Genomic DNA, 23,250 nt, shown 5'->3' on the forward strand with positions numbered 1-23,250 from the left:
CACCTCTTTATCAAATTTAACTACACTCATTTATGTAATTTCAATGTTTTTATTATAGCATAACTAAGTCAAATTTAGACACTAAAAAAAGAATCCTCAAAAATACACGTGAAAATTCTAAAAAATTAGGTATTCAAAAAATCCACCGTTTTACAAACTATAACAATTAAGCTCGAAAACCCACGACTTACTTGGAATTTATCCACATTTTTAAGTCTAAATTCAAATATACATTAAACTATACACACGAACTGTACATTCACCCATCCTTCGACATCGTCATATGATATCATCATTTTACCAAGGGGGGATCTTATGAAAGGACAGCTAACAAAACGGGATATTACTTTAATCGAACACTGCAGAAAACATCTGCCAATCACAAGCGATATGGCGGCCATCCTTTTTTATCCGAACCGCTATATCGCACAACGACGTCTTAATACGATTCATCAATTAAGACAACTAAAACGAACCGAACGGATTGTAGTCAATCAACCTTATATTTATTACCTTGATAAACGAGATATCAGGCATCTACCTTTCACCAAATTACTTTACGACCTTCGTCAAAATGAATACGATATCTCAGAGTATGACTTTGATGGACGTACACTGACTGCTATTATCCACAAAGATGAACTATCTTACAAAATTAATAGCACCATTCAAAACATTGAACAAGTTTATAAACGGCTATCCCTAATAGCAAAAAAAAATCCCTCACAATAAAATCTGTGAGGGATTTTTAATATCCAACTTCATCTAAATAAATATCCACATCCTCACCTTTACAAAAAGCAATAATCACTTCCTGTAAACGTCTTGGACAAAACTGATACTGATCAAACTTTCGAATCGGAATCCATTCTACATCAACCTGGTTACAATCTGGGTAACTTCCATTTTGAATTTCAGTCTCATCCTCTGGATAGCAAACAAAAATATGTTCAATCGTATGTTCGCATGCCTCATAATTAGATAAATAGTCGCGTACAAACAACAAATCATGAACCTTAACATTAGCATTCACCTTTTCAAAACAATGCCTTTTTATAGAATCAAACATGTCTTCCACATGACCTATCTTTCCACCCGGTAACATATAATAACAAACTTGCTCATCCAAAACCTTTAAACAAAGCAACTTTCCTTCCTTCACTATCACAGCACGAACAGAACAATTTACCACCAAAAAACCGCCCCCTCATACAAAAAAATAGCCCTTACATCATTATATTTCGCCAAAATAAAAAGTGACCTAAATATAGTGAAAAAAATAAAAAAAGCATACCTCAGTATGCATTTGCTATTATCTAAATTAAAACCATTTTGCCGATGCTGGCAAAATGGTTTTGTCCCACTACATATAAATCACTACTTATTTCTAAAAACACTACAAGAGTTCATGACTTTCTGCATATGTTATCCCTACATCAGACTGAAACCTCGTATTACCCCATTAGTGGAGGAAACCTAAAAAGCTAATCTCCGATTACGCTTTTTAGGATGGGTCCCCATGATCAAATCTCATTTTTCGGATGGTTGTAATTTTTCCGTTTTGTTTGTAAACACGGGGAACACGGTCGCTTAACATACATAAAATTTCATAACTAATGGTTCCAATTTCATCTGCTACACGTTCAACTGGCATTCCATCTCCGATTAAGGTTACCATTGTTCCCATCTCAACTTCGTGTGGAAGGCGAATCATGAGCTGATCCATGCAAACACGTCCGATGATTTCACATTCCTTCCCTTCAACAATAACATTTCGGCCTTGATGAGCACGAATCCAGCCATCGGCATAGCCGATTGGAACAACTCCAATCCACTCGTCATTCTCCGCTGTATAAGTTGCCCCATATCCAACTTTGTCTCCCTTGTTGATACGTTTAACCTGAGTAATTTTAGAATATAGCCTTAGGGCTGGTTTTAAATCAAATTCAAGTGGAATAAACGTCGCATCTGGATTAATACCATAAAGACCAAGTCCTAAACGAATGGCGTGATCAAATTCAAATTCTCGTTGTAATAACGTCGCTGTATTTTCAATATGAACATATTTAATAGAACTTAAATCTAAATCTTCGATTAAAGATTCAAAGGTTTTAATCTGATATTCTAAATAATCCGCATCACAATCCGCTGTCGCCATATGAGTAAAGACTCCCTCAATCTCAACATTTGGTGCTGCTTTTAATAATTCAAATGTTTCTTTTACTTTTTCTTTTGTTGTTAATCCTAATCGATGCATTCCACTATCGATTTTCAAATGGACTTTTACAGGCGTTTCTAATGGTAACTCAACTAACTTTGAAATCCAACACTCATCGTGAGCTGTTAGGGCAATATTATACTGCGCTGCAATACTAACATCTTTTAAGCGAGTCATTCCTAAAACTAAAATAGGCGCTTCAATCCCAGCTTTTCGAAGACCTAATGCTTCATCAAGTCCACTAACCGCTAAATTCGTAACCCCCGCTAAAAGTGCAACCCTAGAAACCTCAACATCGCCATGACCATAGCCATTTGCTTTAACAACCGCAAAAATCTTTTTATTTGGATGCAACTTTTTAATTTGTTGTACGTTATAAACAATTGCATCTAAATCAACCTCTGCCCATGTGTCACGATAAAATGACATACATCTCACCTCTTAGCTTGTTTTCAACCTACTCATTAATTAACATGATACGCACGATAAACTTCGTTTTTCGCCAAACCACGTTCCTTCGCTACACGCTTAATACTCTCATTTGTACTGAACCCTTCAGAAACATAATGTTCAACATGATCAACAACTTCAAGTTCCTGCCACCATAACGTTTCTTCCTTCGTTTCAGTTGATCCTTCAACAATCACAACCATCTCACCGCGTAAATCATCGACAATATTCAAACATTCTTCAACCGTTCCGCGAACAAACTCTTCATACTGCTTTGTTAACTCACGTGCAATCACAATACGACGATTTCCTAAAACCTCTTGCATCGCTTGTAACGTCTCCTTAATACGATGAGGTGACTCATAATAAATCGTTGTAAAGGGTTGATACTTTAACTCTTCTAACTCTTTTTTCTTCTTCGACTTCACACGATTTAAAAATCCATAAAATAAAAATGGCTGTGGAACTAATCCTGATGCAATCAATGCACTTAACGCCGCATTTGCACCTGGAACTGGAATCACCGCAAACCCAGCTTTAATCGCCTCTGCCACAATCTCATAACCCGGATCTGAAATGCAAGGTAATCCTGCATCACTTACAAGCGCAACATTTTTACCCTCACTTAATAGCTCTATGATATAGTCACCTTTTGTTCCCTTATTATGTTCATGATAACTCGTTAACGGTGTCTCAATCTCATAAACATGGCACAATTTCTTTGTATGACGCGTATCCTCAGCTGCAATCATATCCACTGATTTCAAAACCTCAATTCCACGAGGCGTCATATCCCCTAAATTACCGATTGGTGTTGCCACCAAATATAAAGAAGCAAGGTCTTGTTTAAAACTTTTTTGAATCTGCATAATCTTCACTCCATCTATATCACACGCCATGTGCTCTACTAAATTTATTCTATGTGGAAATAGAGAATTTTTTGCTTTTTTAATTCAGTTATTATTTTTAAGAATAGGCTCCTGAACTATTGGGGATAGAAGCTCCTATCATCCCGTAAAAAAATTCTTTCAATTCATTGATATCTCTCTATAACCAATATCTCTTTTTAATTATCTAAGGAAAAAGTGCTAAACACATTAATTAGATTATCTCTATAAAAAATTCATCTCACTAAACACTTAGAGACTTATCTATTATAGCAGATTTTTCCCTTAGATATTAACGCGTTTAACACTAATTACCTCGATATTTATGATTTAAAATATATAACAACACCGACATCGATAACGTCATCATATTCTCAAAATCTTTTTCTACACTAATCACCGCAGGCTCTTGATTTAACTCAAATGTCAGATTCGCTACATAATCATAAATCTCCTGCTGATTTTGAAATGGAATAATGGCCATTTTACTGAAATCTTTTAACTGGCGTGATGCATACAAATGTAACTTTCCTTCATATTGAATATGCTGTCTAATTGAATGTGATGCGTGCAAATAATCATTCGCATGATAAATACACGTATAGTCACAGAAAAAGTGAATTAAAATACCTAACTTTTCTGAAAACTCTTCTATCTCATAATCTTTTTCAATCATAATATCAAGCCACTTAAAAATAACCGTCACATTATCCCGATAATAATGACTAAACTGACGATACTTTTTCTTTAAATCAGGTTTAACATTACCAAATACAAATTTTCGTCGACATACACATTTTTGTAACTCTTTTGGAAGTTCCTGATATAAAAATTCTCCAACTAGTCGATGAGTATTCGCAATCATACGACCATCTCCACTCTTTTTACTAATATTATTCTCTTAATTATAAAGAGTTATGTCGAATTTTGCTACATAATAGACGAAAATAATTGAGCTAATGATTCCAGAGCGCGCTTAAAAGCAGATCGTTTTATCCACTGTGAATAAATAACCTCTGTGCTTCTAGACAAATCAATATTAAAATCATTCAGTATACTCTGAATCGATTCCGTATGATAAAGCATTACGTTTACTTCAAAATTCAAATAAAAACTTCTGATATCCATATTCGTTGTTCCAACAGAGGCTACTTCCTCATCTACTACAATGACCTTAGAATGACAAAAAACACCATCATAAGTAAAGATTCGAACTCCAACTTCAAGCAATGGTTCAAAATACGATTGCGTCGCATAGTATACAAACTTTCGATCTGCACGACCTGGGACAATAATGCGAACATCAATTCCTGCCAAAGCTGCATTTTTTAGTGCCGTTATGACATCAAAATCAGGAATCAAATACGGGGTAATAATATAAACACTTTTTTCAGCTCCCATAATCATCCTAAAAAAAGCTTGTTTAATCGCAGCAAGTGTTGACTGAGGTCCTGAGTCAATAACTTGAACTCCTCCATCTTCAACCTCTGTCACCTTTTTATAATAAAGATCATTCGTTAGACGTTCACCCGTTGCAAAAAACCAATCACCCGAAAATAAAACAGCAAAATCACGAACCGCCTCTCCCTCTACCAAAATAGATGTATCCCGCCAAAATCCAAATTTCTTAGAACGATGAATATACTCATCTCCAACATTAATTCCACCTGTAATCGCAAGTCGACCATCCACTACAACAATTTTTCGATGATTTCTATGGTTAACCTTATTCGTTAAAAATGGAACTAAAACTGGGTCAAATTCAGCCACAACAATTCCCGCTTCTCTCATCTCCCTTAAAACAGAGTGCTTCATCTTTCGAGAGGTTCCAAGAGGATCAAATAATAATTTAACGTCAACCCCTGCCTGTGCTCGTTCTTTTAACGCATTAATAACTTCCATCCCAATATCATCACTATTAAAAATGTAATACTCAATAAAAATAAATTCCTGCGCATTTTTAATTGCATCAATTAAAACAGGGAATTTTTGATCTCCATTTGTTAAAATTCGCGTCTTCGTTCTAAATGAAACATCACTTCGACATGTCATTGTATTTAAACGAACGAGCATCTGTGACAATTTACTCATTTCCGTCTTAATATCCGACGTCTCATAATCACTCGATGGGACAACATAGTCTGGGCCTAATTCCTTCAATCTACGACGATACCGAAATGTCTCACGAAAATTATGTCCAAGCATTAAATACAAAATAATCCCGATAACCGGAAACAAGGCGATAATAAATAACCATGGCAACTTATTTTTAGAATCCGAATAAATAAAAATAACGAGCCACGTTAAGACTGAAGCCACCGATAGAATCATATAAACTAGTCCCCAAGTTGCTGCTACTACACTATCAAACTGTATCGAATAATAAAATCCAGCCAAATAAACAATCATTGTTAAGACAATTAATCCAATCATAACAAGCGACTTCTTCAACTTCAATCACCTACATTACCCATGATAACCATAGTTTATCCATTTTTTATGTAAAAATACAAAAAAGCTATCCTGTGGATAGCTTTTAATGGTTTAAAATGAATTTCCAACCAAAGGAAAGCAACGATCTTACTCAACAGAGTAAGCCGTCTAACCTAAGGACTCTATTCCTTTTTTCCTAACATAAATAAATCTAAAATTTCTTGGCTATAATTTAAACTTGTTTCATTCTCATAAACAAACAACGGTTGATCAATACGTAGATTTCCAGGATTACCACCCTTGATTCCTTCAATTAATAACACATTTGCCTCACGATTAATACGTGGATAAACTAATCGCATACGCTTAGGCTCAATCTTATACTTTCTAAACGTTTCAATAATATCGACTAAACGATCTGGGCGATGAACCATTGCAAAACGTCCACCATGCTTTAATAATAATGAAGCTTCCTTCACCACATCATCAAGTGTCGCTAAAACCTCATGACGTGCAATGGTTAAATAATCATTCTTATTCAAATTACTATCTGGATTTACCTTAAAATAAGGAGGATTACAAGTGACCACATCATGAGCATACTTTCCAAGCTGCTCATGAATTCCTTTTAAATCACCCTTCACAATCGTAATACGATTCTCAAGACCATTCACCGCCACATTACGCGTCGCCAAATCATAAGACATATCCTGAATCTCAACACCTGTAATATGTGCCTTAGAACGAAGCGATAAAAATAACGGAACCGGCGCATTACCCGTACATAAATCCACAATCGACTTTACACCCTTATTAATCGTCGGATAATCACCAAGCAACGTTGAATCAAGTGAAAAATTAAACATCTCTGGATTTTGAATAATCTTCAATCCATCATAACCTAATAAATCATTTAAAACCTCGTTCTCCTTTAAAAATTTCTGCATGAAATTCACCACCTACAAACTTAAACTCGCTAAATGCCACCTAACATGAACACCAAGCGAGTCCTAAAAATTACACCATAAGATTATAAAAAAACAATATTCAAACATTATCCACAATTTATAAAAATTAACGCCAAACTAAAAATCTCTATTTACCTCATCAGGAAACAATCTACCAATTGAGAATTAGATGATCTTCACCAATCTCTAGGGAACTTTTACGCTTACTAGCCGAATATAACGAAGCTTAGTAAAAAGTTATCCTTTAGAGTTACGCGAGATTAACCGTCCGGTTCAGCTTTTTAGTCCAATCTAGCTTTACCGAACAATCTCACTATAAAGTTCCCCTCACTCTTCATCATCAAAAAGCGATGATTCGGGTGATGGTTCACTTTTACGCGAGATTAACCGTCCGGTTCAGCTTTTTCTTTAGTCCAGTCGAGTTTCGTCAAGCAATGACCTTCAAAAATCGGACACACCGACCATTTCTCTTTGAGAAACTAAGTCGCTGGTACTTGCATTTTTGAGGATCATTAACCGCTTGACTCAACATCCTAGTCCATCAGTTCTTTTAGTTCTGGGTCGAATGGGATTTCTTCTTTTTTGACTTTTCGATCTAGAATTTTGATGATTTCAGATGCTTCGTGTTTACGTGTTGTATCTTTGTAATCAACGAGTAATGTTTCTGAAATCATGTTGATTGAACGAACGCGTCCTTCTCCGAATTCGGTTAACACACGATTTCCAACGTCAGGTAATCGTTGCATTAATTCAACATATGTTTCATTTTCATATTTTAAACAGCATAATAATTTACCACAAATCCCTGAAATCTTAGATGGATTTAATGATAACTGCTGATTCTTTGCCATCTTGATCGTTACCGTTGCAAACTCCCCAAGGAATGAGGTACAACATAACACACGCCCACAAGGTCCAAGACCACCAATCATCTTGGCAGCATCACGAACCCCAATTTGGCGTAACTCAATGCGTAAACGGAACGTATAAGCTAAATCCTTAACTAACTGTCTAAAGTCAACTCGTCCCTCAGCTGTAAAATAGAAAATTAACTTCGTACGATCAAACGTATACTCACAACCTAAAAGTTGCATATCTAATTTATTCTTAATAATTAACTGCTCACAACTAGCTAAAGCCTCAACTTCATCAGCCTTATTTTTACGATGCTTTTCAATATCCTCGTCCGTTGCAATTCGCATAACAGGTTTTAACGGTAAAAAAACATCCTCTTCATTCACAAACTTAGGACCGATCACAACCGTACCAAACTCCATTCCACGAATCGTCTCAACTAAAACATAATCACCTTTCTTTAACTCAAAACCGTTTGGATCAAAGAAATATTTTTTTCCAACTTGCTTAAACTGTACCCCTACTACTTCATATTGCATCAATAAATCCTCCCTTCATTTCTAAAAATAGTTGATCAAAACAAAGCAACACATTTGCGTTAGCCATCAAATGCTTTTCTGCATCCATCAAGGCTCGTAGCTTCTTCAAACAAATTGCAAGCGAATTAGCTTCTTCACTACTCGAAAGTGGCGCCGTATACATACGATAACGCAAATCCTTTGTCTTACCCACCTTTAATTTCAAGACATCCTCATAATAAATCATATAAAGCTTCAAAAATAAAAACTGAGCATCCTTCTCTTTAACTAAATCTTGATGCCTAGCTAGCACAATTGAGGGATCAAAATTCGTCTTTACGAAACAATCCTCAATTTTCAAAACAAGCTCAATCAACGAATTAAAATGCGCTGACTCTGCTAACTCGATACCTTCATCTATATTTTGAGTCAAAGCCGAAATAATCGGAGCATGTTGCGACACTCCCGCTTCAACATATTGCTGTATTAAAGATTCATTCGATAAAGACTTAAATGAAAGAATGACAGACCGTGAACGAATCGTCGGAAGCAACTTCTGCTTGTTCTGCGTCAACATAATCGCATAAGTATTCGCCTTCGGCTCCTCTAAAAACTTAAGCAAACTATTTGCCGCACTCACAGACATCTTATCAGCATCCTCAATAATATAAACCTTTGCACAATCCTCCGCTGCCATCTTTGAAAACTCCGACTGAAGCTCTTGAATCTGCTCTTTCTTAATACTATTTCCATCCGGTCGAATCATATAAACATTCACATGCCCATCAGACTCAATCATCTGACAATGACGGCACGTACCACAAATCCTATCATCCGACTCGCATAATAACATTTTAGCAAAATTCTTCGCAACAAACAACTTTCCAACACCTTTAGGTCCCTCTAAAATGTACGCATGCACCAGTCTATTTTTTTGATAACTATTGATTAAAAAGCGCACCACCTCTTGCTGGCGATCCTTAATTGTCTCCCAACCTTTCACATCCATCACCACCTTTCATCAATCCTTTATTATTTACCTAACTTCTCTAAAATTAACTGACAAATTTCATTTGTCACCGCTTCGATTGATTGCGTTGCATCAACCGTTACAATACGTTCACTAAACAAATTAGCTTGAATTTTATACCCTTCATACACTAACTGATGAAACTCAAGCCCTTCTAAATCCAAACGATTAACCTCACGACCACTATTAGCAGCAATACGCGCTAGTCCATCCTCTGGCTTAATATCAAAAAAAATCGTCATATCGGGCATAAACCCTTCAATCGCAAACTGATTAATCTCGCGTACTTCATCCATCCCAATTCCACGAGCATAACCTTGATATACAATCGAACTATCTACAAAGCGATCACATAACACAATCTTCCCTGCATCCATAGCCGGTTTAACCTTTTCAACTAAATGTTGACGACGCGCAGCAGCGTAAAGTAAAGCCTCAGTACGACTATCCATCTCTGTATTCTCACGATCTAAAATAACCTCACGAATTTGTTCCGCAATTTTAATCCCACCAGGTTCACGTGTATACAGAGTCTCAATCCCAAGCTCTGATAACTTTTGGATTAATTCATTTGCAATAGTTGTCTTTCCGGCCCCTTCTCCGCCTTCTAATGTAATAAAGAATCCGCTCATCATCATAACTCCTTTAGCTAAATAAATTTCAAATCCCATTATCTCATAAATAAAAACTTTTTGATAGATGGAATTATTCCCCGTTTAACGTAAAAAATAAAAACATCAGACACCAAAGGAGTTATCATGATGAAAAAAAACATACTACTATTTCTCACCTGTTTCCTACTTGTTTCCTGTGGCAATCAAAAACCAAGTACAGAAAACCACACCCAAAAACAACTCAACATCCTAACAACCGTCTACCCACTTACCTACTTCACCGAAAAAATAGGCGGACAATACGTAAACGTCAACTCAATCTTAACCCCTGAAAGTGATATCCACAACTACCAGCTAAACGACAACGTTACCAACCAAATCCTATCCTCACAACTATTCCTCTATATCGATGACACACTTGAACCATATATCGGGGACATTTCATTACAATTCCAAGAAAAGAACTTAAATTACATTGAAATCATCAGCCTCATAAAACAACAAACAGCTCCTGAAATTGGGGAAGCCCAAACCCTCATCAGTGGCACTCTCTCAACAACAGAATCACCCGCTCGAAAAGATGACAATCTAAACACCATTATTTCAGACTATCACCTTCCAGACAGTCGTAGCCAAACCAATGACATCACCATCATGTACGAAAGTCCTTATAATCATCTATGGCTACATCCTAGCTACGCCATCATGATGTGTGAAATCATCCGTGACGAACTTATCAAACTACTTCCAGAGTACAAACCAACCTTTGACAAGAACTTCGAAGAACTAAAAGAAAAACTTCTCGACCTCAACAACGCCTTTCTATCCCTGAGCACTGCTCCGAATCATTACTTCCTCGTTACACATGCTGCCTACTCAACATGGGCTGGATATGGACTCATTCAAATTCCAATCACCGATATGTATGAAAGCCCACTCCCACAACAAGAATTAGAAACTGTACAACGACTCGTATCAGACCTAAACCTCTCCTACCTATACTTTGAAGAAAACATAACAAACTATAAAGCCAAACAACTCCAAAGCGAACTCCACCTAAAAACTGCTACGCTCTACAATCTTGCAACACTCACCTACGACCAAATAAACAACGGAGACGACTACTTCTCTCTCATGTACCAAAACATCAAAAATCTAGAACTCGAACTCTACGAATAAAAAAAGAAGTAGGACCCAACATCCTACTTCTTTTCTAATATCTAAAAATTATCCATTGATTTTAACATCAGTAATTTGATTAAATACAACACGCTTTAAAGTTGAATCCGTGATAACTAATAATTGCTCATAATGCTCATCATAATGAGAAATCGTTCCTGATACAACAAAGCTATCACCATTTTCATCCGTTACCGTTAATTCAACTGGTAACTTCTCATCAAACGCACGTCTTAATCCTTTATATCCTAATGTTTCTTTAGTTGCAATAACCTGTGTATATTTTGAAAGGTCATCAAGATTTAAAGCGTCATTAGGTTGAATCATGCTTTGCGTCGACTGCTCCTGTCGACTAAATAATTTATTTATGAATTTTAGTGCCATATTTGCCTCCTGTATAATTCAACAAATAACTCGTTGCTTCCCTTATATCACCCTATCTATTTAAATTATAACATAAACTGTTTGATAAACAAACATTCTCATTATAATTAACCTTTCATTTTTTTCCTCACCTAGGTTATGAACACCTTATTTTTACAATTATTTTTCATTATCTACATAATCCGTCAAAGGTTTCAACATCTCTTCTGGATAATCAACTCGTTGCAGATACAACCCTTGCGGCTTAGCAGTATAACCTGCCAATTTTCGATTTTTGGCCTCGATAATTGTCTTAATATCTTCGGGTTTTTTCTTACCTTCTCCGATTTGAATCAACGTACCGACCATAATACGAATCATATAACGTAAAAATCCATTCCCAACGAAAATAAACGTTAACTCGCCATCCTCATCAATGAGATCTGCCTGGTAAATCGTTCTCACCTTATCAATATCATCTAAATTACCACAGAATGACGTAAAATTATGAGTCCCAAGCAAATACGTCATTGCCTCTCTCATCTTTTCCACATCAAGTGAAAAGCGGTGATAATAAACATAATTACGCTTCATTGGATTATACTCATTTAAAGACAATCGATAACGATACTCCTTAACCTTTCCATGATAACGAGAATGAAACTCAGGATGAACCTCCTGACTATCAATAATATAAATATCTTCAGGTAAGATCGAATTCAATGCCCGAACATATCGACTACCATCCATATTCACCACACTATCAAAATGGAAAACTTGACCGTATGCATGCACACCCGTATCCGTGCGTCCCGAACTATGAATCGTAACCGGTTGCTTACTAATCTTCTCTAAAGCTGCCTCAATTTCACCCTGTACCGTTCTTTGACCCGGTTGACGTTGATACCCATTAAACAAAGTACCATCATAAGCAACCGTACATTTAATTCTTTTCATAATGACCCACCTTTAGAACACAATTGCACCAACAAAAATAACTAAACAAACAACAATTAATCCCGTATCTGCCACATGCCAGCACAAACGATTAATACTCGTCTTAGGACGTCCTGGAACATAACCACGAACCTCCATCGCATTCGCCAACTCATCCGCGCGTTTAAACGACAAAATAAACAATGGCACCAATAAAGAAATCAACTGCATGACCTTATCCTTGAACTTACCTTCCTTAATATCTACACCACGAGAAGCCTGCGCCTTTAAAATCTTCTGCGTCTCCTCGAATAATGTTGGAATAAATCGAAGCGCAATCGAAATCATCAACGCCAACTCCGATACCGGCAACCCCACCTTCTTAAATGGCTTGAATAAAGACTCAAGCGCCAACGTCAAATCAGATGGTTTAGTCGTAAGTGTCAACAAAGTAGAAATAAGCACAACAATAATAAGTCGGATACTCATAAAGAAACCAAGATTAAGCCCTTCATCATAAATGCCGATAGGCCCCAGACTAAAAAGTAAATTTCCTTGCTTATTAAATAGAACCTGTAAGAAAAACGTCAAAATCACAAAGAACCAAATTGGCTTCAGACTTCTAAAAAAATAATCCAAAGGGATCTTCGTCAACTTCATCGCAATTAACTCAACCACAACTAAAAGTCCAATAAAAAACCATTGCTCAATTAAAAAACTTGAAATCACAAATAAAGATGTTGCAATAATCTTTGAACGAGGATCCAGTCGGTGCCAAAATGACTGACCCGGTAAATACTGTCCGATAATAATTCCGTTCACAAACTAGCCCCTCTCTACTAAATCTTCAATTTTTAAAACAAACTCCTCTGTTGTTAGAGGTAAATCCTCAACAGATAATCCGAGCTTTGAAGCAAAATTATAATAATTCTGCGCCACTAACGGTAAAGTAATCCCGCACTCTCCAAGTAACTCAACCTCTTTAAACACCTCTTTTGGTGACCCTTGTAACTTCATCTCACCACGATGCATCACAATAACATGCTCTGCATACTCACATACCAGATTCATATCATGAGTAACTAACACAATAGTCTTACCATACTTCTGATGCAAATCATTAAAAATCTGCATCATCTCATGTTGTCCTTGAGGGTCAAGTCCAGCAGTGGGCTCATCAAGGACCAAAATATCAGGATTCATCGCTAAAATTCCAGCTATCGCAACACGGCGCATCTGTCCTCCACTCAAATGAAAAGGAGACTGCTCCAAAATACTATCGTCCAACCCAACAATCTTAGCAACCTCTTTCGCCCTTTGACGAGCTTCCTCTTCAGAAACTCCATAGTTCATTGGACCGAACATAATATCTTTTTCAACAGTTTCTTCAAATAACTGATACTCAGGAAACTGAAATACTAAGCCAACATGCTGACGAATCGCTTTTAAATTTTTGTTTTTCTCATCCGATTTAATCGTTTGTTTTCCGACAGTAATCACACCACTTGATGGTTTTAACAAACCATTCATATGTTGGATAAGCGTTGATTTTCCAGAACCAGTATGTCCAATGATTGAGACAAACTTATTATCTTGAATATCAATATTAATATCATAAATTGCTCGCTGTTCCATTGGCGTATTTAAATTATAAACATGACTTACTTTTTCAAACTTAATGCCCATAACTTATTCATCAACTCCTCATCGCTCGTACAAATATCCTCAATAATACCTTTATCTTTCAAATCATAAGAAGCTTTAACAGCAAAAGGAACATCTAATTGTACAGATTCTAATAACTCTTTCTTTGCAAACACTTCTTTTGGTCTTCCCTCTAAAATAATTTCTCCATCATTCATCACAACAATACGGTCACTAAACACAGCTTCATCTAAATGATGCGTAATCATAATGATCGTCTTATTATGATCTTCAGCCAATTCACGAACTAAACTCATCATATTTTGACGACCTTGTGGATCAAGCATTGCAGTTGCTTCGTCTAAAATAATAACATTAGCTCCAAGAGCTAAAACACCCGCAATTGCAACACGTTGTTTTTCTCCTCCACTTAAGCGATGCGGTTCACGGTCTAAAAAGTTTTTCATTCCAACTTTTTCAGCATATTCATTCACAAGGCGATGCATTTCATCATATTCAACACATTTATTCTCTAATCCAAATGCAATATCATCACGTACAGTACTTCCTACGAATTGATTGTCTGGATTTTGAAAAACAATCCCTATTTTTTGACGAATATCATAAACTGATTCTTCATCTAACAATTGATTATCCACATAGATTTCACCCTCATTAGCTTTAACTAACCCAACGAGTAATTTCGATAAAGTCGACTTTCCAGAACCATTATGACCAAGAATTGTTACAAATTCACCTTTATTAATTAATAAATTATAATTTTTTAATACAGTTTGATTCTCTTCATAACCAAATGTTACATTACTTAATTTAATCATTGCATTTTCCAAAATATCTCGCCACCTTATCCTAGATTGCTACTCCGTCAATTCCACTATCTACATTTCCTACTATTTCAATAACTAGATAATGTGGTGCACAAATAATACTTTGTCCTGTTTTACTTAAAGTTCCAAATAAAATACATTCATGATCTGGACAATCAGCTTCTTCAATATGAACACCTTTAGCATTAACAATTATCTTATTATAACCTAGCTCTGTTTCAATTTCATAAATATGTTCCTTACCATCAATAGGAACTCGTGCATATTCTGATCCTTTTAAAGAAATAACCACTTCTTGATCTACCTGGGGCTGTAAACTAAACATAGCGAATAGTCCACCACTAATAATTAAAACAGCAATTATAATATATACATCTAACCTTTTCATCCACTTACCCTCCAAGTCATTAATATCTGTAAAAAAATACTTATTCACATAACATTATAACAATTTTATTATTTACTTGTCATTCTAAAGAAGAGGAAAATATGTGTATTACTCTTTCAAAATAACCAGTTATAAATATATTGATATATAACAAATGTATAACTAAAAGGAATAATTTGTAAATGTTGTTTTTTTTTGATAAACTAGAACAATCACATATAAGGGAGTGAAAAAATGTTTAAAAAATTTATTTCTTACTATAGGAATCATTTAGGATTATTTATTCTAGATATGATAGCCGCGCTACTTATGGCAGGTATCGACTTAGTTTATCCTTATTTTACAGGGATATTTATGGATGATTATATTCCAAATGGAAAAATTCAATCTATGGTTATAGTAAGTCTTACTTTATTAATATTATTTATTATTCGTTTAATATGTTCACACATCGTCAACTATTGGGGGCATATTATGGGATGTAAAATGGAATTTGATATGAGACAAGATTTATTCAAAAAATTTCAATCCTTGAATTTCAGTTATTATGATGAAAATAAAACCGGTGTTATTATGTCCCGATTAGTAGGAGATTTAAGAGATATTACAGAGTTAGCACATCATGGACCAGAAGATATCTTTATATCTCTGATCATGATTATAGGAAGTTTTATTATATTATTTAATATTAATGCTGTATTTACCTTATCGATATTTCCTATCATCATTTTAATTATCATCTTCTCAATGTGGAGACGGAATGCAATGATGCAAGGATTTAGAGCTACACGAAAAACACAAGGAGAAATCAATGCACAAATTGAAAGTAGTATTGGGGGAATCCGTTTAACAAAATCATTTGCAAATGAAGATTACGAGTACAATAAATTTACTGAAAATAATTTAAACTATGCTAACTCATGGAAAAATGCACTATTCCAAATGTCAATCTTCTCAAGCGGAAATACCTTTTTAATAGATATTTTGAATCTCATATTATTAATTATGGGAGGAATCCTCGTTTATAATAATACATTAACATTTGGAGATTTTACTGCGTTTCTCCTATACATAAATTTCTTAATTAAACCAATTCAACGCTTAATTAATTTTATGCAACAATTCCAAACAGGATGGGCAGGATTTGAAAGATTCTACGAAATTATTCAATTAAAACCCAAAATTAAGTCAAAAGAAAATGCTATTTATTTAAATAATCCGAAGGGAAATATTATTTTTAACCATGTAAACTTTAAATATGAAGCAAATGAAGAACATGTGTTAACAGATTTTAATATTAATATTGAATCTGGTAAAAAAATAGCTTTAGTTGGAGAATCAGGTGTTGGGAAATCAACTATCTCTCTACTAATTCCAAGATTTTATGATGTAACATCTGGAGAAATATTAATAGATGATATTAATATAAAAGATTATGAATTAAGCTCTTTAAGAAAAAATATTGGACACGTTCAGCAAGAAGTATATATTTTCTATGGCAATATCCGTGATAATATTTTATATGGAAATCCACAGGCAACAGAGGAAGAAATAATTATAGCTGCCAAAAAAGCTCGTATTCATGACTTTATCATGTCACTAGAAAATGGATATGATACTATTGTTGGAGAACGTGGAGTAAAGCTTTCTGGCGGGCAAAAACAAAGGATCGCAATTGCACGAGTATTTCTTAAAAATCCTGCAATACTCATTTTAGATGAAGCGACATCAGCATTAGACAATATCACAGAGATGTTAATTCAAGAGGCATTGGAAGATTTAACAAAAGGTCGAACAAGCATTATAATAGCCCATCGTTTAAGCACTATAAAAGAAGCAGATGAAATCTTAGTCCTTTCAAAAAATGGAATCTCAGAAAGAGGAACACATGAAGAGCTATTAAATAAACAAGGATATTATGCTGAACTCTATAATACCCAATTCAAAAATTTATAAAAAAAGAGAGCGAATGCTCTCTTTTTTATCTATTAAAGTTTTCCTACTAAGTCTAAGCTTGGAGTTAAAGTTTCAGCTCCTGGTTGCCATTTAGCTGGACATACTTGATCTCCGTGCTCAGCAACGAATTGAGCTGCTTGTACTTTACGTACTAATTCTTCAGCATTACGTCCAATTCCTAAATCATGAATTTCATAAGCTTTAATTTGACCTTCTGGGTTAACGATGAATGTTCCACGTAAAGCTAAACCTTCTTCTTCAATCATAACACCAAATCCACGAGCTAAAGTTCCAGTTGGATCTGCTAACATTGGATATTTGATTTTTGCAATTGTTTCAGAAGCATCAGCCCATGCTTTATGAACGAAGTGAGTATCTGTAGATACAGAATATACTTCACATCCCATTTCTTGGAATTTAGAATAGTTATCTGCTAAATCTCCTAATTCAGTTGGACAAACGAAAGTGAAATCTGCTGGATAGAAGAAGAATACAGACCATTGTCCTTTAATTGTTTCGTTAGTTACTTCTTTGAATTCACCATTGTGATAAGCTTGAACTTTAAAATCTACTACTTGAGTATTGATTAATGACATTGTAATCCCTCCAAATTCATTATAGTAATAATTACTGATATTGTTATTATATATTAAGCAATTTAAAAAGTCAAATATAATGATTAAAATAATAATAATTTTTTAAAATCATATTTATATATCAGTCCAAGATATTAGGGGTTATCGTATCTGTATTAAGTTTCAGGATAATTTTATTTATTCCTGATTTTCAGTAATAAGAAATTTAGTTGATATAAAAAAGACATCATAACGATGTCTTTTCCTAATAACCTTATTATTCAAACTACTAGAAATAATAAACATAAAATATTTATCTAGAATCCATTGCTCATTCTCTCCACCACAATGTGTTTTCCATATATTAACATAGTTAGATTAACTCTCCTATCCTATTACAATGTTATTGATTAAAACCATATTGAAAGAATAAATTTTGATATTTTATTCATATTGTAATAGAAAATTTTTAAATATTAAAAATAAAGATTATTTAAAAGAGTTTAAATTAAATAGGCTCACTAGCTTTATATTTAAAGAAAGTATATCTTATCAATCCATATTCGTCTTAAAAGTCTCTCTTGTTGAAAAGAACTATTACATTTTTTATAAAATATAATATGGTATTACTTTGAAAACTCAAAAAAAATACCAGAGTCAAAATTATGCACCATCATAAAGTCTATCCTACACTCAACAGTTAATCCATTTATAGCTTTTATGAGTCTCAGGATTTCACTTAAAGTCATTCACTGTAAATAGATTATACTTTAACCGACAGCACTATTTAAAAAAGAATAAAAAAAGACTAGTTCTTAATAAAACTAGTCTTTTTTTATATGCTATAGTATTTAATTTTCTAAACAAAAAAAATGATAACCAATTATCATTTTAATCATTAATATGGTGCGGGTGACAGGAGTTGAACCTGCACACCAAAGGTACTAGAGCCTAAATCTAGCGCGTCTGCCAATTCCGCCACACCCGCATCTATAAATGGTGTCCTGCAGAGGACTCGAACCTCTGACCCTCTGATTAAAAGTCAGATGCTCTACCAACTGAGCTAGCAGGACTTTTATGGTGGAGGATGACGGGCTCGAACCGCCGACCCTCTGCTTGTAAGGCAGATGCTCTCCCAGCTGAGCTAATCCTCCAAATGGTGGCTTGGGACGGAATCGAACCGCCGACACAAGGATTTTCAGTCCTTTGCTCTACCGACTGAGCTACCAAGCCTATTCAAATGGCGGTCCAGACGGGAATCGAACCCGCGATCTCCTGCGTGACAGGCAGGCATGTTAACCGCTACACCACTGGACCTTTTTGGTTGCGGGGACAGGACTTGAACCTGCGACCTTCGGGTTATGAGCCCGACGAGCTACCAACTGCTCCACCCCGCGATGTTATTTAATTAATATGGCGGAGGAAGAGGGATTCGAACCCCCGCTACGCTCTCACGTACTGTCGGTTTTCAAGACCGATCCCTTCAGCCGGACTTGGGTATTCCTCCGTATAACTAAAACTAATTGGTGGACCCTGTAGGACTCGAACCTACGACCGATCGGTTATGAGCCGATAGCTCTAACCAACTGAGCTAAGGGTCCGGGTCTTACTATTAATTCTATCTGGTAGCGGAGGAGGGACTCGAACCCCCAACCTCACGGGTATGAACCGTACGCTCTAGCCAGTTGAGCTACTCCGCCATCATGATTATTCTATTTTTAAAATTGGTGGAGACTAGGGGGATCGAACCCCTGACCTCCTGCGTGCAAGGCAGGCGCTCTCCCAGCTGAGCTAAGTCCCCTGGGTATTTAATTAATGGTCGGGAAGACAGGATTCGAACCTGCGACCCCCTGGTCCCAAACCAGGTGCTCTACCAAGCTGAGCCACTTCCCGTTTTTATGGCGCGCCCAAGAGGAGTCGAACCCCTAACCTTTTGATCCGTAGTCAAACGCTCTATCCAATTGAGCTATGGGCGCTATTAAGTTGGTGCCTAGGGCCGGAATCGAACCGGCACGGGTGTCACCACCCGCAGGATTTTAAGTCCTGTGCGTCTACCAGTTCCGCCACCCAGGCATTTATTTATCCATAAATGTTTATTCTTTTTTTCAAAAAAATGGTGTCCTGCAGAGGACTCGAACCTCTGACCCTCTGATTAAAAGTCAGATGCTCTACCAACTGAGCTAGCAGGACTTTTAATGGCTGGGCTAGCTGGATTCGAACCAGCGCATGACGGAGTCAAAGTCCGTTGCCTTACCGCTTGGCTATAGCCCATTTTCAAAGTGGTGGTGGGGGACGGATTCGAACCGCCGAACTCGGAGAGAGCGGATTTACAGTCCGCCGCGTTTAGCCACTTCGCTACCCCACCAGATGGTGCCGAAAGCAGGACTTGAACCCGCAACCTACTGATTACAAGTCAGTTGCTCTACCAATTGAGCTATTTCGGCATCTTTTTTATTTAATTATGGTGGAGGATGACGGGCTCGAACCGCCGACCCTCTGCTTGTAAGGCAGATGCTCTCCCAGCTGAGCTAATCCTCCATGCAGATATTTCTATCTAATTTTAAATGGTGACCCGTACGGGATTCGAACCCGTGTATGCATGCGTGAAAGGCATGTGTGTTAAACCGCTTCACCAACGGGCCATTATTATAATGGCGCCCCAACTAGGACTCGAACCTAGGACCCCTTGATTAACAGTCAAGTGCTCTAACCAACTGAGCTATTGAGGCTGGTTTATGGTGGCCCAGCAACGTCCTACTCTCGCACTTGCGTACTACCCTCGGCGCTAAGGAGCTTAACTTCTGTGTTCGGTATGGGAACAGGTGTGCCCTCCTTGCCATCGTCACTAGACCTTTTGGAGATTCTTTCGTTAATCTTCCAAAACTAGATATCTTCTTCAGTTTCTTTGGTTAAGTCCTCGATCGATTAGTATCAGTCCGCTCCATGTGTCACCACACTTCCACTTCTGACCTATCTACCTTGTCGTCTTCAAGGGATCTTACTTCTTTCGAATGGGAAATCTCATCTTGAGGGGGGCTTCACGCTTAGATGCTTTCAGCGTTTATCCCGTCCACACGTAGCTACCCAGCTATGCTCCTGGCAGAACAACTGGTACACCAGCGGTGTGTCCATCCCGGTCCTCTCGTACTAAGGACAGCTCCTCTCAAATTTCCTACGCCCACGACGGATAGGGACCGAACTGTCTCACGACGTTCTGAACCCAGCTCGCGTACCGCTTTAATGGGCGAACAGCCCAACCCTTGGGACCGACTACAGCCCCAGGATGCGATGAGCCGACATCGAGGTGCCAAACCTCCCCGTCGATGTGAACTCTTGGGGGAGATCAGCCTGTTATCCCCGGGGTAGCTTTTATCCGTTGAGCGACGGCCCTTCCATTCGGTACCGCCGGATCACTAAGCCCGACTTTCGTCCCTGCTCGACTTGTAGGTCTCGCAGTCAAGCTCCCTTCTGCCTTTACACTCTTCGAATGATTTCCAACCATTCTGAGGGAACCTTTGGGCGCCTCCGTTACTCTTTGGGAGGCGACCGCCCCAGTCAAACTGCCCACCTGACACTGTTCCCTGACCAGATCATGGCCACGGGTTAGAACCCCAGTAACACAAGGGTAGTATCCCAACAGCGACTCCACCAAGACTGGCGTCCTGGCTTCTTCGTCTCCTACCTATCCTGTACATGTGTCACCAGTGCTCAATATCAAGCTACAGTAAAGCTCCACGGGGTCTTTCCGTCCTGTCGCGGGTAACCTGCATCTTCACAGGTACTATGATTTCACCGAGTCTCTTGTTGAGACAGCGCCCAGATCGTTACGCCTTTCGTGCGGGTCGGAACTTACCCGACAAGGAATTTCGCTACCTTAGGACCGTTATAGTTACGGCCGCCGTTTACTGGGGCTTCAATTCAAAGCTTCGCTTGCGCTAACCTCTCCTCTTAACCTTCCAGCACCGGGCAGGCGTCAGCCCCTATACATCACCTTGCGGTTTAGCAGAGACCTGTGTTTTTGATAAACAGTCGCCTGGGCCTATTCACTGCGGCTTGCTTTCACAAGCACCCCTTCTCCCGAAGTTACGGGGTCATTTTGCCGAGTTCCTTAACAAGAGTTCTCTCGCTCATCTTAGGATTCTCTCCTCGCCTACCTGTGTCGGTTATCGGTACGGGCACTTACTAAATTAACCCTAGAAGCTTTTCTTGGAAGCGTGACATCAGTTGACTTCGCCATACGGCTTCGGCATCACAGCTCAATGTTATGCCATGCGGATTTGCCTACATGACCACCTCACTGCTTACACGTGAATCCATTAACACGCTCAACTTAGCCTTCTCCGTCACTCCATCAGTTTAATAAGTGGTACAGGAATATCAACCTGTTGTCCATCGGCTACGCCTTTCGGCCTCACCTTAGGTCCCGACTTACCCAGGGCGGACGAGCCTTCCCCTGGAAACCTTAGGCTTTCGATGGATAGGATTCTCACCTATCTTTCGCTACTCACACCGGCATTCTCACTTCTAACCGCTCCACAGCTCCTTCCGGTACTGCTTCTCCGCTGTTAGAACGCTCTCCTACCACTGACACCTAAGTGTCAATCCGCAGCTTCGGCGGTCCGTTTAGCCCCGGTACATTTTCGGCGCAGAGTCACTCGACTAGTGAGCTATTACGCACTCTTTAAAGGATGGCTGCTTCTAAGCCAACCTCCTAGTTGTCTGTGCATCTCCACATCCTTTTCCACTTAACGGACACTTGGGGGCCTTAGCTGGCGGTCTGGGCTCTTTCCCTTTTGACCATGGACCTTATCACCCACAGTCTGACTCCCGATGATATCTATCTGGCATTCGGAGTTTGATTGAGATCAGTACCCCGAGGTGGGGCCATCACCCATTCAGTGCTCTACCTCCAGTAGACTTGCCATCGAGGCTAGCCCTAAAGCTATTTCGGAGAGAACCAGCTATATCCGTGTTCGATTGGAATTTCACCCCTAGCCACAAGTCATCCAAGCACTTTTCAACGTGCCCTGGTTCGGCCCTCCAGTCAGTGTTACCTGACCTTCAGCCTGCTCATGGCTAGCTCACACGGTTTCGGGTCTACAACATCGTACTCTTCGCCCTATTCAGACTCGCTTTCGCTACGGCTCCGCATCTTCTGCTTAACCTCGCACGATATCGTAACTCGCCGGTTCATTCTACAAAAGGCACGCCATCACCCATTAACGGGCTCTGACTATTTGTAGGCACACGGTTTCAGGTTCTCTTTCACTCCCCTTCCGGGGTTCTTTTCACCTTTCCCTCACGGTACTGGTTCACTATCGGTCACTAGGTAGTATTTAGCCTTACGAGATGGTCCTCGTTGATTCCGACGGGATTCCACGTGTCCCG

General features: G+C 37.9%; 19 protein-coding genes, 20 tRNA genes and 2 rRNA genes (1 of these 41 only partly in view). 3 read left to right on the forward strand and 38 right to left on the reverse strand.

Annotated features, from left to right (window positions below):
• Window positions 1–315 precede the first annotated feature (315 nt).
• The gene (locus HLK68_RS03190; protein ID WP_009607535.1) at window positions 316–732 is read left to right on the forward strand and encodes a hypothetical protein; all 417 of its coding nucleotides are present in this window, start codon (window positions 316–318) and stop codon (window positions 730–732) included.
• A gap of 16 nt (window positions 733–748) precedes the next feature.
• On the opposite strand, the gene HLK68_RS03195 is transcribed toward HLK68_RS03190, so the two are convergent.
• The 9 genes from HLK68_RS03195 to tmk form a co-directional block, all read right to left on the reverse strand.
• Window positions 749–1,192, reverse strand: coding sequence for an NUDIX domain-containing protein (locus tag HLK68_RS03195; protein WP_006783727.1), 444 nt, complete (start codon window positions 1,190–1,192; stop codon window positions 749–751).
• A 312-nt stretch (window positions 1,193–1,504) separates the two neighbouring features.
• Entirely contained in the window at window positions 1,505–2,647 is a 1,143-nt protein-coding gene (gene alr, locus HLK68_RS03200; protein WP_055163952.1) for an alanine racemase, read from the reverse strand.
• A gap of 35 nt (window positions 2,648–2,682) precedes the next feature.
• The gene (gene rsmI, locus HLK68_RS03205) at window positions 2,683–3,537 is read right to left on the reverse strand and encodes a 16S rRNA (cytidine(1402)-2'-O)-methyltransferase (RefSeq protein ID WP_202795338.1); all 855 of its coding nucleotides are present in this window, start codon (window positions 3,535–3,537) and stop codon (window positions 2,683–2,685) included.
• A gap of 325 nt (window positions 3,538–3,862) precedes the next feature.
• Window positions 3,863–4,420 (reverse strand): zinc dependent phospholipase C family protein, encoded by a 558-nt coding sequence (locus tag HLK68_RS03210; protein ID WP_006783719.1) that lies wholly within the window; start codon window positions 4,418–4,420, stop codon window positions 3,863–3,865.
• Window positions 4,421–4,485: 65 nt separating this feature from the next.
• The gene (gene cls / locus HLK68_RS03215; RefSeq protein WP_006783718.1) at window positions 4,486–6,006 is read right to left on the reverse strand and encodes a cardiolipin synthase; all 1,521 of its coding nucleotides are present in this window, start codon (window positions 6,004–6,006) and stop codon (window positions 4,486–4,488) included.
• A gap of 164 nt (window positions 6,007–6,170) precedes the next feature.
• Complete coding sequence (locus tag HLK68_RS03220) at window positions 6,171–6,935, reverse strand: tRNA1(Val) (adenine(37)-N6)-methyltransferase (protein WP_055163958.1); 765 nt, start codon at window positions 6,933–6,935, stop codon at window positions 6,171–6,173.
• 554 nt (window positions 6,936–7,489) lie between these two features.
• A complete protein-coding gene (locus HLK68_RS03225; protein ID WP_006783716.1) occupies window positions 7,490–8,350 on the reverse strand; it encodes a PSP1 domain-containing protein in 861 nt (286 codons plus the stop codon).
• Entirely contained in the window at window positions 8,340–9,332 is a 993-nt protein-coding gene (gene holB, locus HLK68_RS03230; protein WP_006783715.1) for a DNA polymerase III subunit delta', read from the reverse strand. The genes HLK68_RS03225 and holB overlap by 11 nt, the downstream gene beginning before the upstream one ends.
• 29 nt (window positions 9,333–9,361) lie before the next feature.
• The gene (tmk, locus tag HLK68_RS03235; RefSeq protein ID WP_350022481.1) at window positions 9,362–9,991 is read right to left on the reverse strand and encodes a dTMP kinase; all 630 of its coding nucleotides are present in this window, start codon (window positions 9,989–9,991) and stop codon (window positions 9,362–9,364) included.
• 129 nt (window positions 9,992–10,120) lie between these two features.
• Between tmk and HLK68_RS03240 the strand changes: the two genes are divergently transcribed.
• Window positions 10,121–11,152 carry a metal ABC transporter solute-binding protein, Zn/Mn family gene (locus tag HLK68_RS03240; protein WP_237701253.1) on the forward strand — a complete coding sequence of 344 codons (1,032 nt, stop codon included), beginning with the start codon at window positions 10,121–10,123 and terminating at the stop codon, window positions 11,150–11,152.
• A 48-nt stretch (window positions 11,153–11,200) separates the two neighbouring features.
• Here the strand turns inward: HLK68_RS03240 and HLK68_RS03245 are convergent, their stop codons facing one another.
• The 6 genes from HLK68_RS03245 to HLK68_RS03270 all read right to left on the reverse strand — a co-directional run bounded on the left by HLK68_RS03245 (window position 11,201) and on the right by HLK68_RS03270 (window position 15,331).
• Entirely contained in the window at window positions 11,201–11,536 is a 336-nt protein-coding gene (locus tag HLK68_RS03245) for a hypothetical protein (protein ID WP_006783712.1), read from the reverse strand.
• 159 nt (window positions 11,537–11,695) lie between these two features.
• Entirely contained in the window at window positions 11,696–12,472 is a 777-nt protein-coding gene (truA, locus tag HLK68_RS03250) for a tRNA pseudouridine(38-40) synthase TruA (protein ID WP_129821692.1), read from the reverse strand.
• A 12-nt stretch (window positions 12,473–12,484) separates the two neighbouring features.
• Complete coding sequence (locus tag HLK68_RS03255; RefSeq protein ID WP_006783710.1) at window positions 12,485–13,273, reverse strand: energy-coupling factor transporter transmembrane component T family protein; 789 nt, start codon at window positions 13,271–13,273, stop codon at window positions 12,485–12,487.
• A 3-nt stretch (window positions 13,274–13,276) separates the two neighbouring features.
• Complete coding sequence (locus HLK68_RS03260; RefSeq protein ID WP_132942599.1) at window positions 13,277–14,137, reverse strand: energy-coupling factor ABC transporter ATP-binding protein; 861 nt, start codon at window positions 14,135–14,137, stop codon at window positions 13,277–13,279.
• A complete protein-coding gene (locus tag HLK68_RS03265) occupies window positions 14,113–14,946 on the reverse strand; it encodes an energy-coupling factor transporter ATPase (protein WP_006783708.1) in 834 nt (277 codons plus the stop codon). The genes HLK68_RS03260 and HLK68_RS03265 overlap by 25 nt, the downstream gene beginning before the upstream one ends.
• Window positions 14,947–14,965: 19 nt before the next feature.
• The gene (locus HLK68_RS03270; protein ID WP_132942600.1) at window positions 14,966–15,331 is read right to left on the reverse strand and encodes a NusG domain II-containing protein; all 366 of its coding nucleotides are present in this window, start codon (window positions 15,329–15,331) and stop codon (window positions 14,966–14,968) included.
• Window positions 15,332–15,565: 234 nt separating this feature from the next.
• Here HLK68_RS03270 and HLK68_RS03275 point away from each other — a divergent pair, with 234 nt between their 5' ends.
• The gene (locus tag HLK68_RS03275; protein ID WP_132942601.1) at window positions 15,566–17,287 is read left to right on the forward strand and encodes an ABC transporter ATP-binding protein; all 1,722 of its coding nucleotides are present in this window, start codon (window positions 15,566–15,568) and stop codon (window positions 17,285–17,287) included.
• Between the two features lie 32 nt (window positions 17,288–17,319).
• On the opposite strand, the gene ahpC is transcribed toward HLK68_RS03275, so the two are convergent.
• The 23 genes from ahpC to HLK68_RS03390 all read right to left on the reverse strand — a co-directional run.
• Window positions 17,320–17,883, reverse strand: coding sequence for an alkyl hydroperoxide reductase subunit C (gene ahpC, locus HLK68_RS03280; protein WP_006783705.1), 564 nt, complete (start codon window positions 17,881–17,883; stop codon window positions 17,320–17,322).
• 883 nt (window positions 17,884–18,766) lie between these two features.
• A tRNA-Leu gene (locus tag HLK68_RS03285) sits at window positions 18,767–18,850 on the reverse strand.
• Between the two features lie 9 nt (window positions 18,851–18,859).
• Window positions 18,860–18,935, reverse strand: a tRNA-Lys gene (locus HLK68_RS03290).
• A 5-nt stretch (window positions 18,936–18,940) separates the two neighbouring features.
• Window positions 18,941–19,016, reverse strand: a tRNA-Val gene (locus HLK68_RS03295).
• Between the two features lie 3 nt (window positions 19,017–19,019).
• Window positions 19,020–19,095: transfer RNA gene (locus HLK68_RS03300), tRNA-Phe, on the reverse strand.
• Window positions 19,096–19,103: 8 nt separating this feature from the next.
• Window positions 19,104–19,179, reverse strand: a tRNA-Asp gene (locus HLK68_RS03305).
• A 4-nt stretch (window positions 19,180–19,183) separates the two neighbouring features.
• Window positions 19,184–19,259: transfer RNA gene (locus tag HLK68_RS03310), tRNA-Met, on the reverse strand.
• A 17-nt stretch (window positions 19,260–19,276) separates the two neighbouring features.
• A tRNA-Ser gene (locus tag HLK68_RS03315) sits at window positions 19,277–19,369 on the reverse strand.
• 17 nt (window positions 19,370–19,386) lie between these two features.
• A tRNA-Ile gene (locus tag HLK68_RS03320) sits at window positions 19,387–19,463 on the reverse strand.
• A gap of 22 nt (window positions 19,464–19,485) precedes the next feature.
• Window positions 19,486–19,562, reverse strand: a tRNA-Met gene (locus tag HLK68_RS03325).
• A gap of 25 nt (window positions 19,563–19,587) precedes the next feature.
• Window positions 19,588–19,663: transfer RNA gene (locus HLK68_RS03330), tRNA-Ala, on the reverse strand.
• Window positions 19,664–19,678: 15 nt separating this feature from the next.
• Window positions 19,679–19,755 (reverse strand) — tRNA-Pro (locus HLK68_RS03335).
• A gap of 6 nt (window positions 19,756–19,761) precedes the next feature.
• Window positions 19,762–19,838, reverse strand: a tRNA-Arg gene (locus HLK68_RS03340).
• An 8-nt stretch (window positions 19,839–19,846) separates the two neighbouring features.
• Window positions 19,847–19,935 (reverse strand) — tRNA-Leu (locus HLK68_RS03345).
• 41 nt (window positions 19,936–19,976) lie between these two features.
• Window positions 19,977–20,052, reverse strand: a tRNA-Lys gene (locus tag HLK68_RS03350).
• 6 nt (window positions 20,053–20,058) lie between these two features.
• Window positions 20,059–20,133 (reverse strand) — tRNA-Gln (locus tag HLK68_RS03355).
• Between the two features lie 9 nt (window positions 20,134–20,142).
• Window positions 20,143–20,227 (reverse strand) — tRNA-Tyr (locus tag HLK68_RS03360).
• A gap of 3 nt (window positions 20,228–20,230) precedes the next feature.
• A tRNA-Thr gene (locus tag HLK68_RS03365) sits at window positions 20,231–20,306 on the reverse strand.
• Between the two features lie 18 nt (window positions 20,307–20,324).
• A tRNA-Val gene (locus HLK68_RS03370) sits at window positions 20,325–20,400 on the reverse strand.
• A gap of 27 nt (window positions 20,401–20,427) precedes the next feature.
• Window positions 20,428–20,504, reverse strand: a tRNA-Glu gene (locus HLK68_RS03375).
• Window positions 20,505–20,514: 10 nt separating this feature from the next.
• Window positions 20,515–20,591 (reverse strand) — tRNA-Asn (locus tag HLK68_RS03380).
• Window positions 20,592–20,603: 12 nt separating this feature from the next.
• Window positions 20,604–20,712: ribosomal RNA gene (gene rrf / locus HLK68_RS03385) — 5S ribosomal RNA — on the reverse strand.
• Window positions 20,713–20,767: 55 nt separating this feature from the next.
• A 23S ribosomal RNA gene (locus HLK68_RS03390) occupies window positions 20,768–23,250 on the reverse strand (it continues 410 nt past the right edge of the window).

The organism is Turicibacter sanguinis, from assembly GCF_013046825.1.
GTDB classification, from domain to species: Bacteria; Bacillota_I; Bacilli_A; order MOL361; family Turicibacteraceae; genus Turicibacter; species Turicibacter sanguinis.